This window comes from Streptomyces sp. NPDC048057 (assembly GCF_040653095.1).
In the GTDB taxonomy this organism is placed as follows: Bacteria; Actinomycetota; Actinomycetes; order Streptomycetales; family Streptomycetaceae; genus Streptomyces.
This window is the reverse complement of record NZ_JBEZNF010000008.1, coordinates 89,238-104,807: the sequence shown is the minus strand read 5'-3', so window position 1 is coordinate 104,807 and position 15,570 is coordinate 89,238. Positions and strand designations below refer to the sequence as shown.

The window sequence follows — 15,570 nt, the reverse complement described above, 5'->3', positions numbered from 1 at the left end:
GGGGGTAAGAGCCTGTCGGGTGGCCTGCGATCGGGGAGCGGACGCGGTCTGGCACGCCCGATCAGAGGTCACCCGACAGGCTCTCAGCCGGTGCGGTGGCGTCCGGTGGGGCGCTCGGAGTTCCACCGATCACGTGCAACACCGGACCAATCGGTTACTCCGAACCGGGTAGGCTCGCCCGCGTCGGCGTGCCGCCGACGACATGGTGAGGAGTGACAGGGATGACGGCCGCGAACAACGGCGGTAACACGCCGAACGGCAGCACGCCCGAAGACGACGACCCGTTCGGCTACCTCTACGAGGACGGACAGGCCGCGGGCGCCAACCGGCCCGGCCAGGGCCGCGGCTACGGCTACCCGGGTCCGGCCACCCAGCCCGGCGTTCCCCGTACCTCGTACAACCATGTACGGGCCGTCGGCGAGCGCCAGTACGGTGGCCACACCCAGGGCGGCCAGAGGCACGGCTACGGCTACCCGCCGCCGCAGCAGGGCCAGTTCCCGCAGCAGGGGTACGGACAGCCCACCGCGCAGTACGCAGCCCCCGAGACGTACCCCGGCGGCGCCCCTGCCCGCCCGGGTCCGCCGCAGGGCGCCGGCACGAACGGCGGTGGCCGCGGACCGAACACGAAGGCGCTGCTGATCGGTGCCATCGCGGTGGTCGCGGTCGTCGTCATCGGCATCAGCGTCGCCCTGCTCACCAAGGACGACGACAAGGCCGACAAGGCCGCCGACGACCGGCCCACCGCCAGCGCCGGCACGGGCGACACGGTGAAGCCCAGCGGCGAGCCGGACGAGAAGCCGAAGGACGACAAGCCGAAGAACGAGGCTCTGCCGAAGCAGGACGCGGTGACGCTGAAGCTGGGCGGCTCTGCCTCCGCAGGCACGGACATCAAGGGCGCGGAGGGCGCCGGCGGCGCGTTTGTGACCGGCCTCAACGAGGTCGGCGCTTCGGTGACGTGGAAGGCTCAGGTGGAGACGCCGGGTGAGTACCGGCTCTACGTGCGATACACGATCCCCGCGCAGGACGCCAACGCCACCTTGACCATCAACGGGAAGGCCAACTCCAACCCGATCGGGCTGAAGAACTTCATCAAGTCGTCGGATCCGGCGCTGGAGAAGAACTGGCAGACCACGTGGGCGCCGGTGACGTTGAAGCAGGGCGCGAACGAGATCAAGATCTCCTGCGAGACCGGCAACCAGTGCAACGCGATCCTGGACTGGCTGGAGGTTCGGAAGCCCTGACGGCTTCAGACGCTGCCCCGTGCTCGCCGAGCACGGGGCAGCGCTATGCAAGGCAACTGGTCTAGGGCGTAAGACACGCCCCAGACCCGCGAGGGGTTGGTCAGGGCGCCCGTGACGGAGTCACTCGTGCAACAGCGCCAGGAACGCTGCCACCGTCGTCGCCATCGCCTCTCGCGCCGGCGCCAGGTACTTGCGCGGATCCACCACGTCCGGGCGGGCCGCCAGCTGCTCCCGTACGGCCGCCGTGAAGGCCGTGTTGAGCGCCGTGCCGACGTTGATCTTCACCATGCCCGCGGCGATCGCCGCGCGGATCTCGTCGTCCGGCACGCCCGACGAGCCGTGCAGCACCAGCGGCACGGGGACGGACGCGCGCAGCCGGCCGATCAGCGCGTGGTCGAGCGCGGCCGTGCGTTCGGTCATCGCGTGGGACGAGCCGACCGCGACGGCCAGCGCGTCCACCCCGGTCGCCGCCACGTACGCCGCGGCCTCGTCCGGGTCCGTGCGCACCCCAGGGGCGTGCGCGTCCAGCGGCGGCTCGCCGTCCTTGCCGCCGACGCGGCCCAACTCGGCCTCCACCCACATCCCGTGCCGGTGGCCGAAGGCGACCAGCTCCGCGGTGCGGGCCACGTTCTGCTCGTACGACAGCTTGGACGCGTCGACCATCACCGAGCCGAAGCCGGCCGCCGGCGCGGCCTCCACCAGGGCGGGGGAGACGACGTGGTCGAGGTGGAGGCCGAGGCGGGCGCTGGACGCGCGGGCCACGGCGGCGGTCGCGGCGGCGACGGGGCCGAGCCGGCGGTGGAAGGCGACCGCGTTCTGCGATATCTGGAGGATCGCGGGGCGGCCGGCGCGCTCGGCGCCCGCCGCGATGGCTTCCGCGTGTTCCAGCGTGATCACGTTGAACGCGGCGACGCCGCTCCCGGCCGCAACGGCCTCGTCGACGAGTTCCCGGGTGTTGACGAGGGGCATCCTCACCTACCGATTCGAAGGACGGGCCGGCCGGTCTCCATTTACAGGCCCTAGGGCGTGTCTTACGGATCTTGCTGGGCTCGCGTGCCCTGGCACCATGCCTCTCCGCGTTGTCGTCGGTCGCCAATACTCCGCATTGGCTCCCTCCTCCGCCTTGAGATCCACGGCACCAGACCCCGCTCCCTGATCCAGCCTGATCCATAAGACACGCCCTAGCCGGCTGGGGGACGTTCGACGACCGTGACGTGCGGCAGGAGTCGTTCGTACGCCGCGGCGTCGAACTCGCCCGCGGCCGGCGCGAGCACCGTCGCCGCCGACAGGGCGACCGCGCGGGCCACCCGCTCCGGCCACGGCACGCCGTCGACCAGGCCGGCGAGCAGCGCGGCCACGGCGGAGTCGCCCGCGCCGGTCGGGTTGCCGCGCACCGGGGTCGGGGTCCTGGCGTGCCAGTTGCCGTCGGGCGTGGCGGCGAGCAGGCCGTCGGGGCCGAGGGACGCGGCGACGGCGTGCGCCCCGCGGCGCCGGGCGCTCAGCGCGGCGCGCAGCGGCTCGCGGGCGCCGGTGAGCTGCGCCAGCTCGTCGACGTTCGGCTTGACCAGGTCGGGGCGGGCGGCGATGCCGCGGCGCAACGGTTCGCCACTGGTGTCCAGCAGGACGGGCACGTCCGCGGCGCGGGCCGCGCGGACCAGTTCCGCGTACGCGCCGACGTGGATGCCGGGCGGCAGGCTGCCGCAGATCGCGACGGCGTCGGCATCCCGCAGCAGCGCGCCGTACGCGTCGAGGAAGCGGGCCCACTCGTCGGCGGTGACGGTGGGGCCGGGCTCGTTGAGCTGGGTGGTGTCGCCGGTGGTGGCGTCGATGACGGCGAGGGTGCGCCGGGTGGTCCCGGCGATGGGGACCAGTGCGTCGTGCGGGGCGAGCGGGGCCAGCAGGTCGCGCAGGACCGTTCCGGTCGGGCCGCCGACGAAGCCGGTGACGACGGTCTCGTGCCCGAGGGCGGCCAGCACCCGGGCGACGTTCACGCCCTTGCCGCCGGGGCGCTCGCGGACCTCCGTGACGCGGTGCACGGCGTGCGGGACGAGCGCGGGGACGCGGTAGGAGACGTCGAGGGCGGCGTTGAGCGTGACGGTGAGCATCACCATCCGCGCCACCACCCCCTCGTCCCGTGCTCGTCGGCTGCTGACGGCTGCGGCTTCCCGCAGCTTCCTACGTAAACGCGACTTCCTACGCAAAGAGGTCCGGCCGGCCGCCGGGCCGGACGGTTCTGATCATGCCAAACAGCGCGCGCCAGGCCCACCCCTCGGACGGGCCCGTGCGCTGTTCGGTGGGCACATCGCCCTGTTCGGGCCCCGCTTCGCCGCGGTCTCCCGCTCGTACGTCCTGCTGGTGGGTCCTCCGCGTACGCCCTGCCCGTACGTTCCGTTCGTACGTCCTACTTGGGCTCGACGATCCATCTGCCCTGGCGCATCACGCCCTTGAGCGCGAACTCCTCGTCCAGCACCACCAGGTCGGCGTCCTTGCCGGGCTCCAGCGAGCCCACCCGGTCGTACAGGCCGAGCAGCTTGGCCGGGTTCACCGAGATCGCCTGGACGACGTCCTCGACGGGGATGCGGTCCACGGTGGCCGCGCGCTGGAAGGCGGTGTCCTGCGTCAGCGTGGAGCCGGCGATCGCGCCGCCCTCGACGAGCCGCGCCACGCCGTTGGTGACGTCGACCGCGAGCGGGCCGAGCTGGTAGACGCCGTCGCCGAAGCCGGCCGCGTCCATGGCGTCCGTGATGAAGGCGACGCGGCGCGGACCGGCGCGGTGGAAGGCGAGTTCGAGCGCGGCCGGGTGCAGGTGCGTGCCGTCGTTGATCAGCTCGACGGTGACGCGCTCGTCCTCCAGCAGAGCCGGGATCGGGCCGGGCGCGCGGTGGCCGAGCGGCGGCATCGCGTTGAACAGGTGCGTGGCGACGGTCGCGCCGGCGTCGACGGCCTGGACGGTCTGCTCGTACGTGGCGTCCGTGTGGCCGATCGCGGCGATCACGCCGTGCTCGGCGAGCAGCCGCACCGACTCGATGCCGCCGGGCAGCTCGGTGGCGAGGGTCATCATCTTCGCGGTGCCGCGCGCCGCGTCGATCAGCCTGCGCACCTCGGTCGGGTCCGGGTGGCGCAGCAGCTCCTCGCTGTGCGCGCCCTTGCGGCAGGGCGAGATGAAGGGGCCCTCGAAGTGGATGCCGGCGATGTCGCCCTGCTGGACGATCTCGGCGAGTTCACCGGCGCGGCGGACCAGGAAATCGATGTCGGCGGTGACGACGGAGGCCACGAGGGTGGTGGTGCCGTGCTCGCGGTGGGTCCGTACGCCGTGCAGCACCTCCGAAGCGGTGCCGCCGGTGAAGGAGGCGCCGCCGCCGCCGTGGTTGTGCAGGTCGACGAAGCCGGGCACGACCCAGTGGCCGGACAGGTCGCGCACGGGGGTGCCCTCGGGCGCGGGGCCGGGGCCGACGGCGACGATCGAGCTGCCCTCGACGATCACGGTCCCGTTCTCGACGGTGCCGCCGGGCAGGACCACGCGAGCCCCGGTGAGGGTCGTGCTGTCGGCGCGAGCGGCGCCCGCTGCGCTGGTTGCGAGTGCGGCGCGTGCGGCCATTACGCGGTTACCTCCGAGTCGGTGGCGATCAGATCCCAAGCGAGCAGACCGGCGCCCAGGCACGCTGCGGTGTCTCCGAGGGCGGCCGGGACGATGGCGGGCAGCTTCTGGAACGTGACGCGCTCTTCGACCGCGGCCCGCAGCGGTGTGAACAACGTTTCCCCGGCCTCGGCGAGCCCGCCACCGATGATCAGGGTGCGGGGGTCCAGCAGGGTGAGCGCGGTGACGAGACCGGCGGCGAGGGCGTCGACCGCGTCCTGCCAGACCGCGACCGCCTTCGGGTCGCCCGACTCGACGGCCTTGGCGCAGTCGGCGGCGTCCGCGTACGGATCGCCGCTGGCCTCGGCCCAGGCACGTGTCACTGCGGACGCCGACGCCAAGGTCTCCAGGCAGCCGCGTTGCCCGCAGCCGCAGTCGGGTCCGTCGGGGCGGACGACCACGTGGCCGATCTCGCCCGCGTAGCCGTGCGCACCGGCCTCTATGGTGCCGGCGATGCCGATGGCGCCCGCGATGCCGGTGCCGAGCGGGACGAAGAGGAAGCGGTCGTGGCCCTTGCCGGCGCCGATCCGACCCTCGGCGAGTCCGCCCGTGCGCACGTCGTGGCCGAGGGCCACGGGGATGCCGCGCAGTCGGCGGCTGATCATGCTGCGCATGGGGACGTCACGCCAGCCGAGGTTGGCCGAGTAGACCGCGACGCCGTTCTCGGAGTCGATGATTCCGGGCACGGCGACGCCGGCGGCGAGGGCGCTCTGGCCGAAGCTGCGCACGCCGTAGTCCCGCAGCTCCTCGGCGAAGTCGAGGATGGACTGCACGACGGCGTCGGCTCCGCGCTCGCGCCCGGTGGCGCGTCTGTCCTCGTGCAGGAGCGTGCCGTCCACCCCGACGAGGGCGGCTTTCATGCCGGTGCCGCCCACATCGAGGGCGATGACGTGTCTCACGCAGACAGTCTGGCGGCAACCCGGCGACAGGTCTAGTCCACTACCCCTAATTGTTGCGCAGACATACAAATCGATAACAGGGGGTCTGGCCGTAAAAGTTCCGTTTGGATTTCGGTCGGGATTTCGCTGCCTTCCTGCGCGCCCGACGCGCGGGCCCCGTCGTGCGGACCTGGCCCGTCGTGCGGACCGCGCGCGATCGGTCAGTGCGCGTGGGCCAGCTGGAGCAGTTCGGGTACGCCCTCGGCGTCCCGGTGCGCTGCGAACTCCGGCAGCAGATTGCGCACCAGCGCCCCGCAGCGCGGTGCCCCGATCCGCTCGGCCAGCGCCAGCGACTCCTTCGCGGCCCGCGCGGCGTGCTCGACCTCGCCGGTGTGCAGCAGGCTGCGGGCCTCGGACGTCAGGAAGACCGCGCGCGTCTTGTTCCGGGTGGCCGGCAGCAGCGTCATGCCCTCCCGGATCAGCCGGCGCGCCTCCCGGCCGCGCCCCAGGTCCATCAGGCACTGCCCGGAGTCCACCAGCAGGTCCGCCGGCGACATCCAGGAGCACCAGGCCGGCGGGGGATCCAGCGCGGCCGTGCCCAACTCCCGCTCCGCCGCCGCCAGCGCCCGGTGACTGCCCCGCGGCTCCCGCAGCGCGGCCAGCGCCCGGGCGAGCCGCAGGTGGAGCAGCGCCCGCGCCGCCGGGTGCCGGGCGCGCGGCGCCGCGCTCTGCAGGATGTCCACGGCCGTGCCGGGATCCTTCAACCAGGTGGCCTGGTACGCCAGGTCGCTGAGCACCCCCGCCCCCAGGTCCCGGTCGCCCGAGGCGTAAGCGCTGTGCAGCGCGCCGTGCCAGAAGCGGCTCGCGGCGGCGTGCCGGTCCTGGTCGAAGCGGTGCCACCCCACGGTCTGGGACAGCCGCGCCGCCAGCGCGTGCAGCCGCCGCCCCGCCGTCCGCCCGTAACGGCCGTGCTCGATCAGATCGGTGACGGTCGTCAGATGGGCGTCCAGCAGTGCGCGGGTGTGCTGCCGCTGCTCGGTGACCAGCTCGGTCAGGTGCTCCCCGGTGGCCTCCAGCAGACCGACGAGCTCCGCCCCGACGGTCTTGCCCTCCAGGGCCGTGGTCGCCACCGCCGTCGGCTCGGACCCCGCCCACTGCTGGGCGAGACCGGTGAGGCCGGTGGTGCTGTACGTCAGGAACGCGCGTCGGTCCATGGCAGCTCGCAGGGCCTCTCGGAGTGCGGGCACGGGACTGTGCGGACCGAGCGGGAGCGGATCGTCCCGACCCGGCAGCCAGTGGGGCCAGTCGAAGGACTCGACCAGCCCCCGGTCGATCTCGAACACTTCGGCGAGCAGTGCCTGGGAGTCGGCGTCGGGAACGGCGCGGTAGTTCTCCCACTTCCAGATGCGCTGCCGCTCCACCCCGGACCGCAACCCGCGTCGCAGCGCCGCGCGCCGGACCTCCCGCGCGAGTTCCGGTTGACTCCAACCGCGCTCGGTCCGTGCATGGGTCAGTGGGTGGCGGATCGGGTCGTCCACGGCGTCGTCCCATCGTCCAGCGTCCCCGGCAGCGTAGGGGCGAATCCTCCGGGACTACAGCGGGACTACGGCCAACTCCCTGACAGCGGGGGGCCGCAGGGGGTGGACTGACGTCCACGACCGAGTGATGGGGGGAGCAGTACGTGCTGAACGGCGATGGCGCAGGCAGCGGCTTAGTACCGGGGCACATGCCCGGGGCGAGAGAGGTCGGAGGTGTCGGATGACCCCCGCCCGGGCGCTGCACGCGACGGACTTCTGGCGGGAGATGGAGAAGGTGACCGCGGGCGCGGCGATGCGCGTCGACCGCCCCAAGGGCAGCCGGCACCCCCGCTTCCCGGACTGGATCTACCCCCTGGACCACGGCTATCTGGAAGGCACCCACGGCGGCGACGTGGAGGGCGTCGACGTCTGGATTGGTACGGGCCGGGTCGAGGTGACCGCGCTGGTCGTGACCGTCGACCCGCACCGCAACAGGGCAGAGGTACAGCTCCTGCTGGGCTGCACCCCGGCGGAGATCGCGGCGGTGGAGGACTTCTACCACCGGTGCCCGCAGGCCGCGCTGGTGATCCCGCACCCGACCAAGGGCCGGGCCAACGACGACTGGTAGGTGCAGGGGCGACGGGCCGTGCGCCCGCGCCGCACGGGCGGGGCCCGCGATGGCCGGTTCTCATCGGTGGGCCCGTCGGAATCGCCGTGCGGCCGTGGGTTCCCCGGCACAGCAGCGGTCGGAATCGCCGGATGTGCGGCATTCACGGTATTGGGTCGAATCGCCGGAGTGGCCGGGGCGGAGCGCCGGGGCGCGCCCGGGGCGGGCGGTGCGGGCCTGCGCCGCGCACCGCCGTCACGGCGCCACCGCTCGGATGAAGACCGCGCTGGGGCTGCTCAGCCGAGGAACACGCTCGGTGTGACGCTCAGCCGAGGATCACGCTCCGCGTGAGGTTGCGCGGCCGGTCCGGGTCGTACCCCTTCGCCTCCGCGATCGCCACCGCCAGTCGCTGCGCCCGCACCAGGTCCGCCAGCGGGTCGCACGGCGCGTTGGCGACGAGCGTCCCGCCGACCTGCGCCACGTCGACCGCGAGCCCCTCCGGCAGCTCGCCGAAGGCCCACGCCACCCGGCCGGGCCCGGTGACGGAGATCGGCCCGTGCCGGTACTCCATCGCCGGATACGCCTCCGTCCACGCGCCGGCCGCCTCCCGCATCTTCAGCGCCGCCTCCAGCGCGAGACCGTAGGTCCAGCCCCGCCCCAGGAACGTCCACTGCTCCGCGGCGAGCACCGCCTCCGGCAGCGGCTCGGTCAGCGCCAGCTCCGCGTCCACGGCGGCGTCGGCGACCGACTTCACGCCCGGCCCGGCCCCGCCGTCGCCGAGCCCCGCGCGCAGGAACGCCAGCGCGGTCGTCGCGAACCGGGTCTGCACCACGGACTCCTCGTCCGCCCAGTCGAGCACGGCCACCGCGTCCGCCGCGGTCATCACCGGCGTCGTCGGGTCCGCGGTGAGCGCCAGCGTCGCCGCGCCGCGCCCCTTCAGCGCGTCGAGCAGCGCCAGCACCTCCGTCGTGGTGCCGGAGCGGGTGATCGCCACGACCCGGTCGTACGAGCGCCCCAGCGGGAACTCGGAGGCGGCGAAGGCGTCCGTCTCGCCCTGCCCCGCGGCCTCCCGCAGCGCGGCGTACGCGATGGCCATGAACCAGGACGTGCCGCAGCCGGTGACGGCCACCCGCTCGCCGGGCCGCGGCAGCCCGTCGAAGGCCGCGGCGGCCTCGGCCGCCCGGCGCCATGAGGCCGGCTGGGTCGCTATCTCGGTGGCGGTGCGGGACGGACGGGACGTACGGGACATGCGTCGGGCTCCTCGCGCGTGTGGACCACTTCGTACCGGGACGTGCTTAGCAGGCGGCCGACCGCCCCGGCAACGGTGGCCGCGGTGGACCTCCCCGCGAAGTCACCGGAACCGTAGGAAGCCAGGGGAAGCAGTGGGAAGCCATGGGGACTCATGCGAAGTCGGAGGAACCTCGTGAAAGTCGGGTGAAGTCGGCTGATCTCATGGAAAGTGTGGGGATGTCGCGGAGGCTCGGAAAAATGATCGAGAGAAATCGAAAGAAGTTGCCGAAGCGAGACCCAGTGGCGTAGACCTCTGCACCCCCATGGTGAAAAATCCTGCTCGATCCGGGCGGTGTCAGGCGTCTCGGGGGTTCGGGGGGTTCGGTGACCCCGGGAGCTTTCGGGGTTCCGGAGGACGACGGCCCGGTCTGCGCGCGACGCGCCCACCGGGCGCCGCAGGCCCGCGCGCCACGCTTACGGCTCAGCCGCCGGCCCGTCGAAACCGCTCCCGGGCCGTCGGCTTGCCGATGACCAAGTGGGGAACCGCTGTGCAACGGCACCTCTTCGGACTGACCGCCACCCTCGTCGCCCTGTCCCTGACGACGGCGCTCACGGGCTGTTCGTCGGACGAACCGTCCGACGTCACCCTCCAGCTCGTCGCCGCCGACTACGACGTCGACGGCGGCCAGAGCAGCAAGGACTACTGGAACGGGCTCGTCAAGGCATTCGAAGCCGAGAACCCCAAGATCAAGGTCGACGTACGGATCGAGCCCTGGACGGACGTGGACCGCACGGTCCGGGAGCTGGTGGAGGCGGGGAAGGCGCCGGACATGGCGCAGGTCGGCGCGTACGCCGACTACGCGGCCGACGACAAGCTGTACGCGGTGGACGACGTGCTCTCCCTCACCACCCAGGCGAACTTCCTCCCGCCGCTCCGGGACGCCGGCGAACAGCGCCGCGTCCAGTACGGCATGCCCTTCGTGGCCTCCACCCGGCTCCTCTTCTACAACAAGAAGCTGTTCGAGGAGGCCGGGGTCGAGCAGCCCCCGCGGACCTGGGACGAGCTGCGGGACGCGGCGAAGCGGCTCAAGGACGGCACGGACGTGAAGTACCCGTACGCGCTGCCGCTCGGCCCCGAGGAGGCGCAGGCCGAGACGATGCTGTGGATGCTCGGCGGCGACGACGGCGGCTCGGGGTACACCCAGACCGGCGGGACGTACGCCATCAACTCGGAGGCGCACGTCGAGACCTTCTCCTGGTTGAAGTCCAACCTGGTGGAGCCGGGGCTGACCGGCCCGGTCGCCCCGGGGAAGCTGAACCGCAAGGACGCGTTCGCGGCGTTCGCCCGGGGCGAGGTGGGGATGCTGAACGGCCATCCGTCCCTGCTCAAGACCGCGGAGGCGGCCGGGATCGACCTGGGGATGGTGGCGGTGCCGGGTCGCAAGGGCAAGCCCAAGACCACCATGGGCGTCGCCGACTGGATCATGGGCTTCAAGGAGAACGGCAACCGTGCCGAGATCCGCACCTTCCTGGACTTCGTCTTCAACGACGCGAACGTGCTCGCCTTCGCCGGGCAGAACAACCTGCTGCCGGTGACGAACACGGCGAGCCACGCGATGGCGGAGGACGCGAAGTACGACAAGCTCAAGGGCTTCCTGGCGGAGCTGCCGAACTCGGTGCTGCCGCCCGTCAACAAGACGTCCTGGTCGTCCGTCAGCACCACCGTCAAGCAGACGATCGGGCAGGCCGTCGCGCCGGAGGGCGACCCGGAGAAGGTGCTGGACGCGATAGCGCACGAGGCGTCCAAGGCGGAGGCGAAGGAAGAAGAGTAGGTCGGAGCAGGTCGGAGCAGGTCGGAGCAGGGCGGGTCCGTCGGGGCGCGGGCCGGGGTTATGTTGGATCGTATGACCGAGGAACCCGCTGCCGACGCGGCTGCCGAGGACGCCGGAGCCACGGGGGACTCCGGGCGCACCGCGGCGGCCGGGCGGCGCCGCGCCCTGACGGACCGCGACCGCGCGGTCCTCGCGATGGAGGGCCGTTCCTGGCCCGGCCCGGGCGCCAAGGAACGGGCGGTCCGCGAGGAGCTGGGCATGTCCCCGGTCCGCTACTACCAGCTCGTCAACGCCCTGCTGGACGACGAGCTGGCGCTCGCGCACGACCCGGTTACGGTCAACCGCCTCCGTCGGGTCAGAGACGAGAAACGCGCGCGCCGATAGGGTCGGCGCCATGGGCAGCTCTCCGTACTCCCCGGACGCGTCACACACCCCTGAATCCACCGGACCCGCCGAGCGCGGCCCCGACTCTGGCCCCGACTACGGCCCCGGCGCCACGCTGGCGGAGCCTTCGACGCCCGCCGGCCGCGACGGGCTCGCCGCGCTGCTGGCCCGGCCCGAGAAGGCCGTGGTCGCCCTCGACTTCGACGGCACCCTCGCCGAGATCGTCGCCGACCCCGAGCAGGCCAGGGCCCACCCCGGCGCGGTGCCCGCGCTCGCCCGGCTCGCCCCCAAGGTGGGGCACGTCGCCGTCATCACCGGCCGCCCCGCGGGGGTGGCCGTGCGCTACGGGGGCTTCGCCGGCGTCGACGCCCTCGCCCACCTCGTCGTCCTCGGCCACTACGGCGCCGAGCGCTGGGACGCGGTCAGCAGCACGGTCCACGCCCCCGCCCCGCACCCGGGCGTCAGCGCCGTGCGCGCCGAACTCCCCGGCTACCTCGACCGCTTCGGCGCCTGGCAGGGCACGTGGATCGAGGAGAAGGGCCAGGCGGTCGCCGTCCACACCCGCCGCGCCACCGACCCGCAGGCCGCCTTCGACTCCCTGCGCGAACCCCTCGCCACCCTCGCCGCCCGGCACGGCCTGGTCCTGGAGCCGGGCCGGATGGTCCTCGAACTGCGCCCGCCCGGCATGGACAAGGGCGTCGCCCTGGCGGAGTACGTCCGGGAGGTCGGCGCCGAGACGGTGCTGTATGCCGGGGACGACCTGGGCGACCTGCCCGCGTACGCGGCGGTGGAGAAGCTGCGCTCGGACGGCCTGGCGGGCCTGCTGGTGTGCAGCGGCAGCACGGAGGTCACCGAACTGGCCGACCGCGCCGACCTGCTGCTCCCCGGCCCGTCCGCGGTCGTCGCCTTCCTCGCCGCGCTCGCCGACGCGATGTGAAGAGGCTCCCGACAACGCCACCAGACGCGCAGGGGAGCGCGACCTACGGCTGGGCCAGGGCTTCCACCTGGTCCAGGAACCACTGCCGCGGCGGCAGCGCCGTCGCAGCCGCGGCGAGGCGGGCCGTGCGCGCGGCGCGCTCCGCGGTCGGGAGCGACAGCGCCTCGTGGAGCGCGTCCGCGGTGCCCGTGACGTCGTACGGATTGACCGTCACCGCGTCGGCGCCCAGCTCCTCGTACGCCCCCGCCTCGCGCGACAGCACCAGCGCGCAGCCTTCGTCCGAGACGACCGGGATCTCCTTGGCGACCAGGTTCATCCCGTCGCGGATGGGGTTGACCAGGGCGACGTCCGCGAGGCGGTACGCGGCCAGGGAGCGGGTGAAGTCGTCCTTCACGTGCAGCACGACCGGTGTCCAGCCCGCCGTGCCGAACTCCTCGTTGACCGCGTCGGCGACGCGCCGCACCTCGGCGGTGTAGTCCCGGTAGACCGCGAGGTCCTGGCGGGAGGGGTAGGCGAAGGCGACGTGCACCACGCGCTCGCGCCACTCGGGGCGGGTCGTCAGCAGGTGCCGGAAGGCCAGCAGGCCGCGCACGATGTTCTTCGACAGCTCCGTGCGGTCCACCCGCACCACGGTCCGGCGGTCCGGGCCGCCGATCTGCTCGCGCAGCGCGGCCATGCGCTCCGCCACGTCCGGCCGGTGCGCCCGCTCGCGCAGGAAGTCCGCGTCGGCCCCGAGGCCGTGCACCCCGATCCGGGTGCCCTTCAGTGCGTCCGGCCCCAGCACCTCCGTACAGCAGCCGGCGAAGGCGTCCGCCCAGCGGCGGGTCAGGAAGCACGTGCGGTCGGCGCCGAGGAGGCCGCGCAGCAGCTGCTCGGCGATGTCGTCCGGCAGCAGCCGGAAGTAGTCCACGGGGGCCCACGGGGTGTGCGAGAAGTGCCCGATCCGCAGGTCGGGCCGGCGCTCCCGGAGCATCCCCGGCACCAGCGCGAGGTGGTAGTCCTGCACGAGCACGGCGGCGCCGTCGGCGGCCCGCTCGGCGAGCGCGTCGGCGAAGGCGCTGTTGTACTCCTCGTAGGAGCGCCACTGGCGGCGGAACTCCTCGTCGAAGACGGGCTCCAGCGGGGTCTGGTACAGCATGTGGTGGACGAACCAGAGCACCGAGTTGGCGATGCCGTTGTACGCGTCGGAGTGGACGTCGGGGGCGATGTCGAGCATCAGGACCCCTTCCTCGCCCACCCCGCGCCGCACCGCCTCGCGGTCGCCGTCGCCGAGGGCGGAGCAGACCCAGAGCGAGTCCTCGCGGGCGCCGATCGCGGACAGCCCGGACACCACCCCGCCGCCCCCGCGCTGGGCGTCGAGCCCGCCGTCCTCCCGGAGGGCGTACGAGACGGGCCCGCGGTTGGAAGCGACCAGGATCCGGGCGCGGGGCGAAGTGGCGGAAGGTTCGGCAGCCATGTGCCAGAACTTAGCCCGCAGCCCCGGCCCGCAAACGCACATACGGTCGAGTGGCGGCTTGTCGCCGGTGGGGTTTCAGCCGGTTCCTGCCACGGGCGGTGCGACGTCTGCGACCGGCGCGACGCCTCTGGCCGGCGCCACGCCTCCAGCCGGTGTTGCCTCTCCGGCCGGTGCCACCCGGCGGGCGGGCTACCCCTTCGGCGGGGTGCGCCGGGCGCGGGTCGCGGCGAAGGCCACCGCGCACGCCGCCGCCAGCGCCACCACCAGCCCGCCCAGCAGCCACAGCTGCGGACCGGAGGGCGTGGGCGGCGGTGCCGCCCCGGCGACCGCGGCCACGACGAGGACCAGCAGGGCCAGCAGCCCCGTGAGCCGCAGGGCCCGTCGATGTCGGAGCGGCCGGGGCAGCGCGGTGCCCGATCGCCGTGGTGTCAGCCGTGAGGTCAGCTGCGGTGTCACACGTTGCTCAGTCGCATACACATATAGGATTTTCAGATATAAATCGCTCGCTATGCGGCACGACGCGCCGCGTACTCGTCGATCTCCCGCATCGGAGGCCGCTCCTCGGTGTCCACCGGGTGCGTCCGCGGGACGAAGCCGTCCTCGCCCCGCTCGAACTGCGTGAGCGAGGGCCGCACCAAGTGCCCGCGGGACAGCCGCAGTTGCGCGGTGCGATAGATGGCCGCCGCCATCCGGCCCAGCGCCTGCCCGTCCTGGTGGCGGTGCTTGCGCGTGCCCACGTCGACCTGCGCGAGGGCGTCCAGCCCCACCGTGTGCAGCGCGTCGACCAGCAGCCCCAGCTCCACTCCGTAACCGACGGGGAAGGGCAGCCGCTCCAGGAGCGAGCGCCGCGCCGCGTACTCGCCGCCCAGCGGCTGGACGAAGCCGGCGAGCTGCGGCCAGTGCAGATTGAGCAGCGGGCGCGCCACCAGCTCGGTGACCCGGCCGCCCTGACCTGCTGTTTCGCCGAGCGGTCGGTCGTACATCGCCTTGACGAACTGCACCTGCGGATCGGTCAGCAGCGGGCCGACGATCCCCGACACGAAGTCCGCGGAGAAGTCCCGCAGATCCGCGTCCACGAAGCAGACGACGTCACCGCGCGTGACCATCAGGGAGCGCCACAGGACCTCGCCCTTGCCCGGCAGCACGGGGATCCTCGGCAGGACCTCGTCCCGGTGGACCACCCGCGCGCCCGCCGCCGCGGCCACCTCGCCCGTACGGTCCGTGGACCCGGAGTCGACCACCACCAGCTCGTCGACGAGCGGCACGCGCTCCATCAGCTCCCGGCGGATCACCCGGACGATCTCGCCGACGGTGGCCTCCTCGTCCAGGGCCGGCAGCACCACGCTGACCGTCGTCCCCCGCTTGGCCGCGACCAGGGCGCTCAGCGGACGGTCCGCCGCCGACCAGGAACGCGTCGCCAGCCACCGCTCCACCTCATCGAGCACGTGCCCCCAACTCCTCCGTCCGTGCGGTCCGCCGTCGAACCGTCCGGCGCCCGCTGTGACCCATCTCGCGGTTCGGACGACTATCTCAACCGCCCGGACCTTCGGTTACAGTCTTGAACAACGCGGATGGCCATCGCATGTCGGGGTCCCCGCGCCGAACGGCCCCACCGTTGAACGTTTCGACCGACTCGTTCGACCTGTTCGACCCGCCGTTCACAATCGAATACCGCTCATCCAGAGGGGCAGAGGGATACGGCCCGTTGAAGCCCCGGCAACCCTCCAGCCGGTCTCCGTCGTGCAGCGCGCGCTCAAGCGCCGCAGCGTCGCGAGGCTCCCGGCTCGGGAAGGTGCCAAATCCGTCTCATGGCGAAACGCGCCATGAGGAAGATGAGGAGAAAGGGCCTCG

14 protein-coding genes and 1 riboswitch are annotated in these 15,570 nt (G+C 73.0%); of the genes, 5 read left to right on the top strand and 9 right to left on the bottom strand.

What is annotated here, in order from left to right:
- Nucleotides 1-221 precede the first annotated feature (221 nt).
- Nucleotides 222-1,241, top strand: coding sequence for a CBM35 domain-containing protein (locus tag AB0E05_RS11215; protein ID WP_361961722.1), 1,020 nt, complete (start codon nucleotides 222-224; stop codon nucleotides 1,239-1,241).
- 120 nt (nucleotides 1,242-1,361) lie between these two features.
- Here AB0E05_RS11215 and AB0E05_RS11210 read toward each other — a convergent pair whose 3' ends face one another.
- From AB0E05_RS11210 to AB0E05_RS11190, 5 genes are all read right to left on the bottom strand, one after another.
- Nucleotides 1,362-2,210, bottom strand: a complete 849-nt coding sequence (locus AB0E05_RS11210) for a class II fructose-bisphosphate aldolase (protein WP_361962064.1) — start codon at nucleotides 2,208-2,210, stop codon at nucleotides 1,362-1,364.
- Between the two features lie 212 nt (nucleotides 2,211-2,422).
- On the bottom strand, nucleotides 2,423-3,349 hold the full coding sequence (locus tag AB0E05_RS11205; protein ID WP_361962062.1) for a 1-phosphofructokinase family hexose kinase: 927 nt from the start codon (nucleotides 3,347-3,349) through the stop codon (nucleotides 2,423-2,425).
- A gap of 293 nt (nucleotides 3,350-3,642) precedes the next feature.
- Nucleotides 3,643-4,839, bottom strand: a complete 1,197-nt coding sequence (nagA, locus tag AB0E05_RS11200) for an N-acetylglucosamine-6-phosphate deacetylase (RefSeq protein ID WP_361961720.1) — start codon at nucleotides 4,837-4,839, stop codon at nucleotides 3,643-3,645.
- Nucleotides 4,839-5,777: an ROK family protein gene (locus AB0E05_RS11195; RefSeq protein WP_361961718.1), complete on the bottom strand. Its 939-nt coding sequence runs from the start codon at nucleotides 5,775-5,777 to the stop codon at nucleotides 4,839-4,841. Before AB0E05_RS11195 ends, nagA begins: the two co-directional genes overlap by 1 nt.
- A gap of 200 nt (nucleotides 5,778-5,977) precedes the next feature.
- Nucleotides 5,978-7,294 carry a helix-turn-helix transcriptional regulator gene (locus AB0E05_RS11190; RefSeq protein WP_361961716.1) on the bottom strand — a complete coding sequence of 439 codons (1,317 nt, stop codon included), beginning with the start codon at nucleotides 7,292-7,294 and terminating at the stop codon, nucleotides 5,978-5,980.
- A 220-nt stretch (nucleotides 7,295-7,514) separates the two neighbouring features.
- On the opposite strand from AB0E05_RS11190, the gene AB0E05_RS11185 reads away from it, so the two are divergent.
- Complete coding sequence (locus AB0E05_RS11185; protein ID WP_361961714.1) at nucleotides 7,515-7,901, top strand: hypothetical protein; 387 nt, start codon at nucleotides 7,515-7,517, stop codon at nucleotides 7,899-7,901.
- Nucleotides 7,902-8,205: 304 nt separating this feature from the next.
- On the opposite strand, the gene AB0E05_RS11180 is transcribed toward AB0E05_RS11185, so the two are convergent.
- Nucleotides 8,206-9,129, bottom strand: coding sequence for an SIS domain-containing protein (locus AB0E05_RS11180; protein WP_361961712.1), 924 nt, complete (start codon nucleotides 9,127-9,129; stop codon nucleotides 8,206-8,208).
- A gap of 529 nt (nucleotides 9,130-9,658) precedes the next feature.
- On the opposite strand from AB0E05_RS11180, the gene AB0E05_RS11175 reads away from it, so the two are divergent.
- From AB0E05_RS11175 to otsB, 3 genes are all read left to right on the top strand, one after another.
- A complete protein-coding gene (locus tag AB0E05_RS11175; RefSeq protein WP_361961710.1) occupies nucleotides 9,659-10,942 on the top strand; it encodes an extracellular solute-binding protein in 1,284 nt (427 codons plus the stop codon).
- 72 nt (nucleotides 10,943-11,014) lie between these two features.
- Complete coding sequence (locus tag AB0E05_RS11170; protein ID WP_361961708.1) at nucleotides 11,015-11,326, top strand: DUF3263 domain-containing protein; 312 nt, start codon at nucleotides 11,015-11,017, stop codon at nucleotides 11,324-11,326.
- A gap of 10 nt (nucleotides 11,327-11,336) precedes the next feature.
- On the top strand, nucleotides 11,337-12,263 hold the full coding sequence (gene otsB, locus AB0E05_RS11165) for a trehalose-phosphatase (protein WP_361961706.1): 927 nt from the start codon (nucleotides 11,337-11,339) through the stop codon (nucleotides 12,261-12,263).
- A 43-nt stretch (nucleotides 12,264-12,306) separates the two neighbouring features.
- Here the strand turns inward: otsB and AB0E05_RS11160 are convergent, their stop codons facing one another.
- The 3 genes from AB0E05_RS11160 to AB0E05_RS11150 all read right to left on the bottom strand — a co-directional run bounded on the left by AB0E05_RS11160 (nucleotide 12,307) and on the right by AB0E05_RS11150 (nucleotide 15,164).
- Nucleotides 12,307-13,719, bottom strand: coding sequence for a trehalose-6-phosphate synthase (locus tag AB0E05_RS11160; RefSeq protein WP_361961704.1), 1,413 nt, complete (start codon nucleotides 13,717-13,719; stop codon nucleotides 12,307-12,309).
- Between the two features lie 189 nt (nucleotides 13,720-13,908).
- A complete protein-coding gene (locus AB0E05_RS11155; protein WP_361961702.1) occupies nucleotides 13,909-14,175 on the bottom strand; it encodes a hypothetical protein in 267 nt (88 codons plus the stop codon).
- A 50-nt stretch (nucleotides 14,176-14,225) separates the two neighbouring features.
- Nucleotides 14,226-15,164, bottom strand: coding sequence for a glucosyl-3-phosphoglycerate synthase (locus AB0E05_RS11150; RefSeq protein WP_361961700.1), 939 nt, complete (start codon nucleotides 15,162-15,164; stop codon nucleotides 14,226-14,228).
- A gap of 227 nt (nucleotides 15,165-15,391) precedes the next feature.
- Nucleotides 15,392-15,558: riboswitch (SAM riboswitch) on the top strand.
- Nucleotides 15,559-15,570 lie beyond the last annotated feature (12 nt).